Raw genomic sequence first — 12,772 nt, 5'->3', positions numbered from 1 at the left:
CAAGATTGGCTGCAGAGTATACGAACATGTTGCCGTCTCTGCATTTAGGACACTTAGCCTTGAGTACCGCGTTCAGATAACTTCTGGGCATTCCGGCTGTGTTTAAACCATAGATAACCGAGGATCATTGCTGCCAGATACGGCATCGATAAGAGGTAGAGTATTCCGGTATTAATGCCGGCGCCAATACCAGGGTTACCGCTGGAGTAGTTGTTCTCCAATGTTGAACGACACATTGCGCATTGCCCCAATGCGTTAACGACGGTGAGAAAGCTTGCTAAGAATATGAGAAGAAATCTCTTCATAGAAGGCATACCAACTACCATTATTTATAATATGGACTAATCATCAGATAAACGATCACTCCCGTTACTGCTACATACAGCCAGATTGGAAACGTAATCTTTGCGAGTTTACGATGTCGCGTAAAATCGCTTCTTACCCCTCGTGAGAACGTGAACAATACTAATGGAACAACACCAACAGACAATAAAATGTGCGTGATCAGGATGAAATAGTAGACGTATTTCAATGGGCCTTCTCCGCCGTAGGCCGTCGAGTCACTGGTCATGTGATAAAGCACGTACAGGACAAGAAAGGCGGCGGACAGTATCATACACGCCTTCATCAAAAGCTCGTGTCGTTTACGCTGGCCGTTGCGAATCGACATCACGGCCGCGACAAGCAAAATGGCGGTTATCGCGTTGATTGTGGCGTAGATCGGTGGCAGGAATGACAAATCATAACCGGGAATTTTTACCCGGAACAGAACACCAACAACCAGGGGAATCGCTATCGAGATGGCCACGATAAGCGACTGAAATGGATCCCTTCTCTTTTCAATGGGTGCTGTTGTCATTGTACTCCTAAGTTCTTGATATTCGTTTCGTAAGTTCGCGCTGGCAATGTCTGCCTGGAAAATCGCCACAAAGATACACCATGTGGGCGAGTATCAGTATTTCTTTAAAATGATCGTGATCTCGGTCAGCAAGCGATCAATTTCGTCCCGATCAGCGGCGGCATATTGCCCCCGGATAGCGCCCTGGCGGTCCAGCATCACAACATCTTTGACGCTGTCGAGGAAGAACACACAATGTTTTAATGCCACGGCTTCGGCCGGCGAGAGGGCGCGAATGATGGAGCCGTCCTGGTGACTGGAAGTGTCGGTGCCAAACGTTGCGTTTGAGGTTACGTCCGGGAGTGGTACACCGATGGTTGCAGCGTCAAGAATTTGGACTGGATCCGGAGCCGTTTGCTCACGAACCCGGTCCAACTGATTCTGCGCTTCACCAGACAGCGGACCAAAGAAGATCACGGTAAGGCTATCGGCGGAGATATTGAAATATCGTTGGATACTGTCCTCCACAAAATAAGGGGCGGCCGGTTTGAACCCACATTCTGCACGTAAGGAAGGTACCTCAGACACATAAAGTGGCGCGACATCAAACTCGTTTCGCCCGAAGAGCTTCAGGAATACGAATACTGCAATAGGCAGGATAAATACGAGTGTAAGGATGATGATCTTAAAGCTTTGTTTCATTTTCTATTTCACTAACGAACAACCAAGTGTATCAGCTTCGTCTTAATTTCGACAAAATGAAAAGGAGGCCTAAGGTTATCCCCAAGCCTCCCCTTTATACCGCCGGAAACTGAATTCTGGCAAGTCAATATCAGAAACGAACGCTGCCGATAGCTAAGCCTTCGTAGATGAAGGCAACCAGCATCCAAACCACAAATATCATAGGGATGAGGATCGACCAGAACAGCAGTTTCACCTCGTAACGAAGGTGCATGAATTCACCTACGATGTAGGCAGCCTTCACGATCGTAAGTGCGATGAAGATGGAAGTCTTCAGCGGACCGTGATGCATTGTAAATGCAATGACGAACTCGATCGCTGTCACGATACCCAGAATTCCGGCCACCTTCCAGAGCTTAGCAATTTTCTCTCTGTCGGGGGGGATTACGTTTACTTGTACTTCGTTTTCGCTATGGGCCATGAGATTATTTGTTGATCTGTTGATTTATTGATTTGTTGATTTGGCTGTCTTCCACGTTTTGTGGCTTAATGACTATACCAGATAAAAGAAGGTAAATACGAATACCCAAACCAGGTCTACAAAGTGCCAGTAGAGACCTACTTTCTCCACCATTTCATAGTGGCCACGGCGATCGTACACGCCCATTACAGTATTGTAATAAATCAGGAAGTTCAGACAAACTCCGCTGAATACGTGGAAGCCATGAAAGCCTGTGATGAAGAAAAAGAACGCGGCAAAGTCAGGAGGTCCGTAAGGATTGTGTGACAAGCCTGCATGAATAAATGCGCCGTCAACTTCAACACCGTGAATAAAGTGTGTCCACTCCCATGCCTGGCAGCTCAGGAAGGCGATACCACCGAGGATAGTCCAGAGCATCCATTTCTCAACAGCTTTTCTGTCCATGCGATGTCCGGCTTCAACTGCCAACACCATAGTAACGCTACTCATGATGAGGATAAAAGTCATGATACCCACAAACACGAGAGGCAGTGCAACGCCGTGAAGGAAAGGAACTGACTCGAATACTCTTTCAGGGATTGGCCAATAAGCCTGATCAAACTTAAATGCTTCTACAGCGCCAGTGTAGCCCTGATGCGAAGAACGGACCAGCCCGTAGGTGATGAGCAGCGCCGAGAATGTAAATGCATCGGACAACAGAAAGAACCACATCATGAGCTTGCCATAGCTGGCGCCCATCGGTGATACTCCTCCATCCCATTCGCTCCTGCCAGGAGCCACTGCGTGTGTACTTGCCATATATTCCTTTATACTATTGGTTCAGTTCAAATTGAGCTTTTTGCTCATCCGTTCATCCATTCTACAACGGCCTTTTTTTAGCGGTTCAATAATAGAAAAACATATAAATATAGCCAAAGCGCGCCCAAAAAATGCCAGTACGTAGCGCACAATTCCATCTGCGCCAGGCGTCTTGAATGCACCTTATATCTAAATGTTGCCACGAGTACAATCATCAGATACACCACGCCGCCAACGATGTGCAGCATGTGAAGACCTGACAGAACGTACACAAACGATCCGGCCGGATTGCCCACCAGATAAACGCTCTGATTAACCAGCGCGCCCCAGGCCTTAAATTGCCCAACAAAAAAGGCTCCTCCCAGGAGTGCTGTAATGCAGATGGCCACCTTGGTCATCTCGAGGTTGTTCCTTTTAGCAGCGATATACGCCCACTGCATGCTTACACTGCTGAGTATGATGATCGTGGTTGTAACTCCAAACAGCGAAGGCAGGTCAAAAACCAGCCAGTTACCGGCAGCCTGTCTTACGAGATAAGCGCTCGTGAGTGCGGCAAAAACCATCGTCGCGCTGACGATGAAGAGCCACATTCCAAACTTCTTCGGGTCCATTGCCCGCGGCTTACTAGCCTCTTCAACAATCCTTATATCTGTCGCCATTATCTCCGTCTCTTAAAGTTTGTCAAGAACATAAGCGATCTGCACGATCGGCAAGTATAAAAATGAAGCGAACATGATCTTAAGTGCAGCCTTCCGGTCTCCTGTTTTCATCAGCGAGAACGTCAGCGCAAAGAACAATACTCCACATACCGTTGCAACGATGGCTGAGTTTATACCCGTGATACCAAAAGTTGCAGGAAGAAGTCCCAGTGGAATGAGGAACAAAGTGTAGATCATGATCTGAATTGCAGTGTTCAGATCTTTTTGTCCGCTTGAAGGCAGGAGTTTGAATCCTGCTTTTTTATAGTCTTCATCCGCCACCCAGGCTATGGCCCAGAAATGTGGAAACTGCCATATGAACTGAATACCAAAGATGATCAGTGCTTCGTAAGAAATAACACCGGTCGCAGCCGTCCAGCCGAGAAGTGGTGGAAGTGCACCAGGTATGGCGCCCACAAATACCGCGATCGGTCCTACGCGCTTGAGCGGCGTGTAAACAAATGCATACAACACCAGGGAAAGCAATGAGAGACCAGTAGTCAGAGGGTTGGTGAAGGCCGTGAGAATTGATACGCCGGCTACAAGGCATACTGCGGCAAGAATTGTTGCTTCGTTTCTCGACACTCGTTGTGTCGGCAAGGGTCTGTTCATCGTGCGTTTCATCACAACGTCAAGATCCTTTTCAATGATTTGATTTATTATCACCGAGGATCCGGACATCAGGAATCCGCCGATGAACAACATGAACAATGTATTGTATTCAATGTGAGGTGATGCAAGGACGAATCCAAAGGCGCATGAGAACGAAACCAGAAACGACAATCTGAACTTCAGCAATTCCCAGTAAGCCTTTGCCTTTGCTCCGGCAAGTGCTAGTCCAGTTAAATTGTCGAGTTGTCCTACCATGATATAGTCCTTAGTCTTTAGTCCTTAGTCCTTAGTTGTCATTAGTGCCTTTAGTGGTAAGTATGAATTCACTATCCAACTCTTCATACTCAAAACCTACTCAGGACTAAGGACTCAGGACTCAATACTTGTTACCATCTCTTCCTTCCGGTTAAGCTTCAACAGGAACAGAAACTGCATTCCAAACGTAGCTGTTGCCAGCAGCAAATGTATCGGTTGAAGCACGGGGGGAACGCCAAAATAAGCCATGCCCAGCCCTGTCAGTAACGTGCCCAAAATTAGCACGATTAGGGCAAGGGCGAAAGATTTTGACGCTCGAGTTTTGTGCAATTTGACGATTAATCCGACATGCAGAATAACGACAATCCACGAGAAGGACCGATGCAACATGAACGGTCGTCCGATGCTCTCAATCCAGGAGCCGCGGGGTAATGCTCCGGCCACGCGATCGATGGCTTCTCTGAGCTGCGTACCCAGCAGTATCTGCACCAACAACACCGCTATACACGCCAGCAGCCACCAGAAACCGATTGATGAGGTTATTTCTGTTCCAAAGTCGGTTTCGTGCACGAGCCACACCAGCAGCGCCACGATAACGAGCGCGAGAAACATGTGAACGGTTATCGTCCATGGCGTCAGATTAGTTGAAACAACGAATGAACCAATCCATCCCTGGAAGCCTACGAGGAAAAATGCAGCGCCGGCGATGAGTGTAAACCTGCGGGACGTTTTCCAGAATCGAAACGAAAAAACGAAAACGGCGAAGATCAGAAAACCGATGATCACCCCTACAACCCGGTTAACGTATTCGATCCAGGTCTTCACCGGATTGAAGTCGTTCTCAATGCGTATAGATGGATCGTTGAGAATTGCATTGGCAGTCTCATCCATCCCGAGCGAGGTAAGATAGTGAGCGAAGCGCTCGTTCTTCTTATGCCTGTAGGTGGCGTAGATCTCCTTATAATTATCGGGCAACTCGTCGTAACTGGCTGGCGGCACCCAGCTACCGAAGCATTTGGGCCAGTCCGGGCAACCCATCCCTGAGCCACTGCTTCGTACAATTCCCCCTACGAGTATCAACACGTACACAGCTATGAGGGTGGAAATTGTCAACCGGCGGAATGATCTCATTTCTTTCTGAACATGTCGCTCAAATTGATGACTTCAAACTGATACAGAGAAACAAAATGGGAAGGTGCGCTAAGCCCATTACGGCAGGGGCCCGTCCGGGCCCCTTATAAATTCTCAATTTTCAATCCGACTTAGTGTTTGCTACCCTCAATCACAATCGCGCCGTCACCATTGCTTGTCTCAAGCTTGATCAGGTCGTTTTCGTGTGGGAGGTTAGACTCCGGGGTTTCAGAATAAGGAATATGCTGAGGGATGTAATCCTCCTTTGCTCCGGGCTTGCTGTAGTCGTAAGGCCAGCGGTAAACTGAAGGTATTTCGCCAGCCCAGTTTCCGTGCCCAGGAACACGCGGTGTCGTCCACTCAAGAGTTGTAGACTCCCATGGATTTGCCGGCGCTTTCTTGCCGCGGAACATGCTGTAAAAGAAGTTGAAGAGGAAGATAAACTGAGCACTCAACGTTACGATCGCAGCCACGCTTACGAGCATATTGAGGTCGGTGAAACCCTGAGCGAAGTCGAAGTTCGTCCAAGTATAATATCTCCTGGGGAAGCCTTTGATACCGATATAGTGCATAGGGAAAAACACGAGATATACACCGATGAATGTCAACCAGAAGTGTATGTATCCGAGTGTTGCGTTCTGCATGCGACCGAACATCTTAGGGAACCAGTGGTATACACCCGCCATCATTCCGAAGAACGAAGCGCTACCCATTACAAGGTGGAAGTGAGCTACTACGAAGTAAGTGTCGTGGAGCTGAATATCAACTGCAGAGTTACCCAGGAAGATACCTGTAATACCTCCGGTAAGGAAGAACGAAACGAGACCGATCGAGAAGAGCATCCCTGGTGTAAACCGGAGATTACCTTTCCAGAGCGTTGTAACATAGTTGAAGATCTTCACAGCAGACGGAACCGCGATGATCAAAGTAAGCAGCATGAATATCGAACCGAGGAACGGATTCATACCGGTTACGAACATGTGGTGAGCCCACACGATGAATGACAGGATAGCAATGAAGAGCATCGAACCAATCATCGCTTTGTAACCGAAAATCGGTTTACGGGAATTGGTTGCAATGATTTCAGATGACAAGCCGAGTGCAGGGAGCAATACGATATACACTTCCGGGTGACCGAGGAACCAGAACAAGTGCTGGAACAGGACCGGGCTTCCGCCGTCGTGAGCAAGTGCCTCCCCTGCTATGTAGATATCAGAGAGGTAGAAGCTTGTTCCGAAACTGCGATCGAAGATCAGCAACAACGCAGCGGCAAACAGAACCGGGAATGAAAGTATACCAATAATTGCAGTGAAGAAGAACGCCCAAATAGTAAGAGGCAATCTTGTAAACGACATACCCCTGGTGCGGAGGTTGATTACCGTTGTGATGTAGTTAATACTACCCAGCAGTGAGCTGGCGATAAATATCGCCATGGATACCAACCACAAAGTCATACCAGTACCGGAGCCGCTAATGGCCTGCGGCAAGGCACTTAAAGGAGGATAGATCGTCCATCCACCGGCAGCAGGTCCTGTAGAGAGGAACAATGACGTGAACATGAGCACACTGGATACGAAGAAGAACCAGTAAGAAAGCATGTTCATGAAACCGGACGCCATGTCGCGCGCACCGATCTGCAATGGAATAAGGAAGTTTGAGAATGTACCGCTTAGACCGGCCGTTAGCACGAAGAACACCATTATAGTTCCGTGCATGGTCACCAATGCCAGGTAGAATTCCGGGTTCAGTTTACCCTGGGGAGTAATCCAGCCGCCGAGTACAGGACGGAGCCATTCAAGGCTCATGTCGGGGAAACCAAGCTGCAAACGGAAGATCACAGAAAGAGTACCTCCAAGCAAAGCCCAGAAAATACCAGTGATCAGGAACTGCTTGGCGATTACCTTATGATCTTCACTAAATATGTAATTCGTCCAGAAATTGCCGTGATGATGCTCATGCTCCTCGTGGTGATCATGAACTTCTTGATGCGTGTGAATATTGGTAGTTGCCATGTGCTTGAAATCTGTTTTGGTCCCTTACTCGTTAACCGCGGCCACTGAAGTGCCCGGATCTTTCTCCAACCCCGCTTTGATCATTGCGGCTTCTCTCAAATTGGCCGGTACCTTTTTCAGGTAGTCGGGGTTTTGCTTCAACCAGGTTTCCTGTGAAGCCTTCCAACGCTCATACGAATCTTCATCCTCTACAACCACAGGCATGCGCATCGAGAAGTGGCCCTGACCACAAATTTCTGTACAAGCAAGCTCGTAGTTGAAATTCGGGTTGCCCGTTTCATCGCGCATTTGTTGAGTGGTCTTGGTAACCTTGAACTTGAAGTGTGTAGGCATACCTGGCACTGCATCCATCTTCACGCGGAAATGCGGAAGGAATACGCTGTGCAGAACATCCTTAGCACGTATGTTCAACAATATCTCCTTATCAACAGGAAGGTGTAATTCAAGGGATTTAAAATCATCGAATGAGTTCTTGTCTGACAAATCAAGACCAAACTCATTACCAACGTTGTCGATTAGTTTATAGTGAACTTTTCCTAATTCCTTGTCCTTGACACCGGGGTAACGGCAGGTCCATGCGAATTGCTGTCCAATGATTTCTATTACTTCGGCGTCCTTTCCTGCTGGTGCTGTGATATCATTCCACGCACGGAGACCGGTAAAGATCAAAACTGAAAGTACGATAGCAGGAATGATCGTCCAGGTCAATTCGAGATAATGGTTATCAGGGAAGAACTTAGCTTTTCTCTTAGGATCATATTGATACATGAAGATGAAAGCGAACATCACGATGCTGATGATAACGAAAGCTACTACCGTTACGCCCATGGTAATCCAGAACAGATTGTCAGTGCGCTTACCGTGCACCGATGCGATCGGTAACGTATAGCTGTCGAAGTGCACGTACGAATAATAGAAAAACCAGATCAAACCTGCAGTTGAGGTAATTAAAAAGAGCGCGGCGTTAACCTTATTCCAGGCGCTTTCCTTCTCCTCTTCCTGTCCCTTTCCCTTAGCAATACCGACCAGGCTGCTGATCCTGAAAATCAGGAACAGGATCACCAGGACCAGTACAACACCAATTAGAATTATCAAACTCATCATATCAGTTTTTGCAGATTAAATGTGGTGATGAAGACTTTCTTCCAGCATCGGGTCATTCTTACCGAACAGCGGAACTTTCGACAGATTGTTCAGTACGAACAACAGGAATACCGAAGCAAAAATTAAGAACACACCGATTTCAAGGAATCCAACGGCCCCGCTGTGCTGCATTACGCCAGGTGTAACCATGTTGTAGAAATCGAACCAGTGGCCGATGATGATGATCGGACAAACGACTTTCAGTGTTGACATCTGACGTTTCGCGTCGCGTGTCATCAACAATAGGAACGGCAACACGAAATTCAGGATGATGTTCGTGTAGAAGATCCATGCATACGGAGAGTTGTACATACGCTCGACGAAGTACACAGTTTCTTCAGGAATGTGTGCATAGTAGATCAGGAGGAACTGTCCAAACCAGATGTATGTCCAGAATATACAGAACGCCCAGACAAACTTTCCGAGGTCATGCAAATGATTGGAGTTCACAATCGACAGATAACCATTCTCTTTGAGGAACACTACGATGAGTGTAATTACTGAAAGTCCGGTTACCCACCAGCTGGCGAAAACGTACCAGCCGAACATTGTGCTGAACCAGTGTGTGTCAATGCTCATCACCCAATCCCACGCGGCGATAGACGAGCTGGCACCGAAGAATACGAGGAACCATGCTGACGTACCGCGGATATTATACCAGTACTGAGTTGAATTGTCGAGGTCTTCAGCAAGCATGTTTCTTCTGATCTTAGTATAGAACCAGTACCAGAGGCCGAAGAACAATATCATTCTAAGAATGAAGAAGAACGGGAATGATCCGCCTGCGAGAGGCCAGTAAAAGAACGGAGCCTTGTCGCTGATGATCTGATCGAACGAGCCACTATGAGGATCGTAAACATCTGAATGTGACCAGTGGAAAATATCCTTATTAACTAAGAAGTAGAGAACGAGTGTCAGAATGCCTGCAATAGGAATCCACGAACCCATCGCCAGGGCTACACGCTTAATACCTACCGACCAGCCTGCTTGCGCGGCATATTGAATGGCTATGAAAAACAGACCGATCAATCCAAGGCCGCAGAACAAAATGTTGTGCATCCATAGCGTTGTGAAGAGACGCTTCAGCCAATGCGGGCTGCCATGATGTTCGCCTCCTGCGTGCTGACCAGCTGCGTGCTCTGCGCCGTGAGCAGGAGCTGCTGCATGTTCGTCTGAAGCGCCATGTTCAGCCTCAGTTGCAGCGTGCTCTGAAGATGTAGAATCGTGAGACTGCGCAACCTCCGCAGGATGCTCCTGATCTACACTAGCCACCATTTTTTCGGTTGCTACGGCAGAATGACCACCGCCATGCCCGCCTTCTTCGTGGCTGCCGTCGCCCGCTGTGAACAGTCCGATCGCAGCGAATACAATACCTACGACCAACAGGATATAAAGCTTGCTACGGGTCGCAGGCTTAAATTCATAAAGTTCTTCCTTAACTTCTACGTGATGGTGAGCCATTCTTGTTATCCTTTATCTGTTGGTCCGTTACTTCTGAAGCGTCTTAACATACTTGGCAATCTTCCAGCGATCCTCAGGGCTGATCTGCGAGCCGTGGGGCCACATCAGGTTCTTGCCATAGGTGATCACATGGAAAATGTGCCCCTCAGTGATATCTTTCAAAGCAGCTGACTTGTAGTCAGGCACACCGTTGTAGTTGCCTTTCTTTTGTCCTGGCGCATCTGGATTATCAATACCAGCTCCTACTTTGCCATCTCCGGCACCCTTAGGTCCATGGCAATGCTCGCAATATGCATCAAACAAAACTTTGCCTTCAGCGATTATCTGGGCGGTAGAATCCAGTGGGCTCTTAACCGCTGCTGCAAATGCCAGGCTATCCTTTCCAAAGCGATAAGGCAACCATCCATTCTTATTACGCGCCACCGTGTTTGCAGGTATCTCGCGCATGTTCATGTGGAATGGATTCAGGTTGTTGGAGTTGTAAAACTCCGCGTGACCATCGGGATACTCGATCGAAGTGAGCCAACGTCCGGCGTCTTCATCGACAATTTGAGTGTAGGGCTCGTAGGCAACGGAATGATACATGTTAGGAGCATATTCCAAACCCTGGTTGTCGCCACCAGCGCCACAGGACGACAGCATAGCCGCCGCTGCAAAGCCCGAAACCAAAATCGATAGATTGCGCATTCGCATATTCGATATTCTCAGATTAGTCAAAATTCTTTTCATTCACTTCTGATGCACCTGCAGCTTTAAGGATGCTGGTGATCTCCTCTTTCGTCTTGCCTTTGTTGGCTGCCAGGTCGATAGCCATCACGTGCTTATCTTCAGTGCTGCGCAAGTCAAACTGACGTGGCCATTTGTAAGGCTTCAGGTCACTCACGATCATGAATGTCGCCACCATACCAAGAGCAGACAACAACACTGTAAACTCGAAGGTCACCGGAACAAAGGGAGGCAATGAAGCAAAGTTCTTACCACCGATGATCATAGGCCAGTCATATCCAAGCATCCAGATCTGTGTGAACAGAGCCAGTGATGTTCCGGTAAGACCGAACAAAAACGCGGCCTTAGGCAGACGGCTGCGACGATAGCCCAGCACCTCATCAAGACCATGCACAGGAAATGGTGAATATACCTCCTGTATTTTAACACCGTTCTTGCGAATCTGCGTGACGCCGTCGAGGAGTACGTCTTCGTCATCAAATATTCCTACGAGAAAGTTCTTGTCCGCTTGCATAGTTGTTTATCAGTTGCCTATCACTTAGTGATGTGCTTTGTCGTCAGTTATTTTTTCCGAACCCACCTTCACAATGCTCTTCACTTCAGCCATGTTAATGACAGGGAAGTACTTTGCAAACAGCAGGAAGGCACAGAAGAACAATCCAAAGGTGAAGAGGTACTCACCGATATCGTACATAGTCGGGTGAAACATTGTCCAGCTCGACGGGATATAGTCGCGGTGAATCGAAGTCACGATGATCACGAAACGTTCGAACCACATACCAATGTTTACGATGATCGACAGAACGAAAGTTGCTACGATGCTGGTTCTGATCTTCTTCACCCAGAACAACTGAGGAGAGATCACATTACAGGTCATCATAGACCAGTAAGACCATGCGTAAGGACCAGTTACACGGTTATAGAACGCATAACCTTCGTACTCTACTCCGGAGTACCAGGAGATGAAGAGCTCGGTGATGTAAGCGACACCTACGATCGAGCCGGTTACAATGATGATAATGTTCATCAGCTCGATGTGATAGATCGTGATGTAATCTTCAAGCTTGAACACCACACGTGTGATGAGCAGCAGCGTCAATACCATCGCGAATCCGGAGAAGATAGCACCGGCAACGAAGTATGGAGGGAAGATTGTAGTGTGCCATCCGGGAACGACGGAAGTGGCAAAGTCCATGGATACGATCGTGTGAACGGAAAGTACCAGAGGAGTTGAAAGACCGGCAAGGATCAGGGCTACAGATTCGTAGCGCATCCAGGTCTTTGCACCACCCTGCCATCCAAAGCTGAGGGCGTTATAAATGTTAGCGCGGATCGGATGACCTTGCACCACAGCGCGGTCGCGGATTACAGCAAAGTCAGGAATAAGACCGATGTACCAGAATACAAGTGATACGGTAAAGTATGTTGAGATCGCAAATACGTCCCAAAGGAGTGGCGAGTTAAAGTTTGGCCACAATGATCCGAATGCGTTAGGGAAAGGCAGTGTCCAGTAGAATCCGAGCCACAGACGCCCCATGTGCATGAGCGGGAAAGTAGCGGCGCAGATTACGGCGAAGATTGTCATCGCTTCCGCTGCGCGGTTAATTGACATTCTCCAGCGCTGACGGAACAAAAGAAGGATCGCTGAGATCAGTGTACCGGCGTGACCGATACCGACCCACCATACGAAGTTGGTGATGTCCCATGCCCAACCTACTGTTTTGTTCAGTCCCCACACTCCTACTCCATTCCACAACAGAACGCATATACAGTAGAAACCAAACACAAAGAACACTGAAGATATGGCGAACGCCATCCACCAAGCGCGGTTGGGTTTGCTCTCCACATGTCGGCTGATGTCGTGCGATACGTCTTTAACCGTTTTGCCACCGGTTACCAGGGGATCGCGTACTGCTGAAGATACCTGCATTTTATT

At 48.1% G+C, this 12,772-nt stretch carries 14 protein-coding genes; all 14 read right to left on the bottom strand.

Going from position 1 to position 12,772, the window contains the following annotated elements; translation table 11 throughout:
* Positions 1-53 precede the first annotated feature (53 nt).
* Positions 54-305 (bottom strand): hypothetical protein, encoded by a 252-nt coding sequence (locus WBG78_RS06950; RefSeq protein WP_337325670.1) that lies wholly within the window; start codon positions 303-305, stop codon positions 54-56.
* A gap of 20 nt (positions 306-325) precedes the next feature.
* Positions 326-859 carry a DUF420 domain-containing protein gene (locus tag WBG78_RS06945; RefSeq protein ID WP_337325669.1) on the bottom strand — a complete coding sequence of 178 codons (534 nt, stop codon included), beginning with the start codon at positions 857-859 and terminating at the stop codon, positions 326-328.
* Positions 860-952: 93 nt separating this feature from the next.
* Positions 953-1,540, bottom strand: coding sequence for a hypothetical protein (locus WBG78_RS06940; protein ID WP_337325668.1), 588 nt, complete (start codon positions 1,538-1,540; stop codon positions 953-955).
* Positions 1,541-1,670: 130 nt separating this feature from the next.
* Positions 1,671-2,000, bottom strand: coding sequence for a cytochrome C oxidase subunit IV family protein (locus WBG78_RS06935; protein WP_337325667.1), 330 nt, complete (start codon positions 1,998-2,000; stop codon positions 1,671-1,673).
* Between the two features lie 72 nt (positions 2,001-2,072).
* Positions 2,073-2,798 (bottom strand): cytochrome c oxidase subunit 3, encoded by a 726-nt coding sequence (locus tag WBG78_RS06930; protein ID WP_337325666.1) that lies wholly within the window; start codon positions 2,796-2,798, stop codon positions 2,073-2,075.
* Between the two features lie 77 nt (positions 2,799-2,875).
* Positions 2,876-3,457, bottom strand: coding sequence for a cytochrome c oxidase subunit 3 (locus tag WBG78_RS06925; RefSeq protein WP_337325665.1), 582 nt, complete (start codon positions 3,455-3,457; stop codon positions 2,876-2,878).
* A 12-nt stretch (positions 3,458-3,469) separates the two neighbouring features.
* Complete coding sequence (gene cyoE / locus WBG78_RS06920; protein ID WP_337325664.1) at positions 3,470-4,363, bottom strand: heme o synthase; 894 nt, start codon at positions 4,361-4,363, stop codon at positions 3,470-3,472.
* A gap of 114 nt (positions 4,364-4,477) precedes the next feature.
* Positions 4,478-5,494: a COX15/CtaA family protein gene (locus WBG78_RS06915; protein ID WP_337325663.1), complete on the bottom strand. Its 1,017-nt coding sequence runs from the start codon at positions 5,492-5,494 to the stop codon at positions 4,478-4,480.
* Positions 5,495-5,625: 131 nt separating this feature from the next.
* The gene (locus WBG78_RS06910) at positions 5,626-7,506 is read right to left on the bottom strand and encodes a cytochrome c oxidase subunit I (RefSeq protein ID WP_337325662.1); all 1,881 of its coding nucleotides are present in this window, start codon (positions 7,504-7,506) and stop codon (positions 5,626-5,628) included.
* A gap of 24 nt (positions 7,507-7,530) precedes the next feature.
* Positions 7,531-8,610, bottom strand: coding sequence for a cytochrome c oxidase subunit II (locus WBG78_RS06905; RefSeq protein ID WP_337325661.1), 1,080 nt, complete (start codon positions 8,608-8,610; stop codon positions 7,531-7,533).
* Positions 8,611-8,625: 15 nt separating this feature from the next.
* Positions 8,626-10,110, bottom strand: a complete 1,485-nt coding sequence (locus WBG78_RS06900) for a quinol:cytochrome C oxidoreductase (RefSeq protein ID WP_337325660.1) — start codon at positions 10,108-10,110, stop codon at positions 8,626-8,628.
* A gap of 27 nt (positions 10,111-10,137) precedes the next feature.
* Positions 10,138-10,839, bottom strand: a complete 702-nt coding sequence (locus tag WBG78_RS06895; protein WP_337325659.1) for a c-type cytochrome — start codon at positions 10,837-10,839, stop codon at positions 10,138-10,140.
* Positions 10,820-11,350 carry a DUF3341 domain-containing protein gene (locus WBG78_RS06890; RefSeq protein ID WP_337325658.1) on the bottom strand — a complete coding sequence of 177 codons (531 nt, stop codon included), beginning with the start codon at positions 11,348-11,350 and terminating at the stop codon, positions 10,820-10,822. The genes WBG78_RS06895 and WBG78_RS06890 overlap by 20 nt, the downstream gene beginning before the upstream one ends.
* Positions 11,351-11,374: 24 nt before the next feature.
* On the bottom strand, positions 11,375-12,766 hold the full coding sequence (gene nrfD, locus WBG78_RS06885) for an NrfD/PsrC family molybdoenzyme membrane anchor subunit (RefSeq protein WP_337325657.1): 1,392 nt from the start codon (positions 12,764-12,766) through the stop codon (positions 11,375-11,377).
* Positions 12,767-12,772: the final 6 nt, after the last annotated feature.

This window comes from Chryseolinea sp. T2, from assembly GCF_037203685.1.
In the GTDB taxonomy this organism is placed as follows: domain Bacteria; phylum Bacteroidota; class Bacteroidia; order Cytophagales; family Cyclobacteriaceae; genus Chryseolinea.
This window is presented reverse-complemented; position numbering and strand designations above follow the sequence as displayed.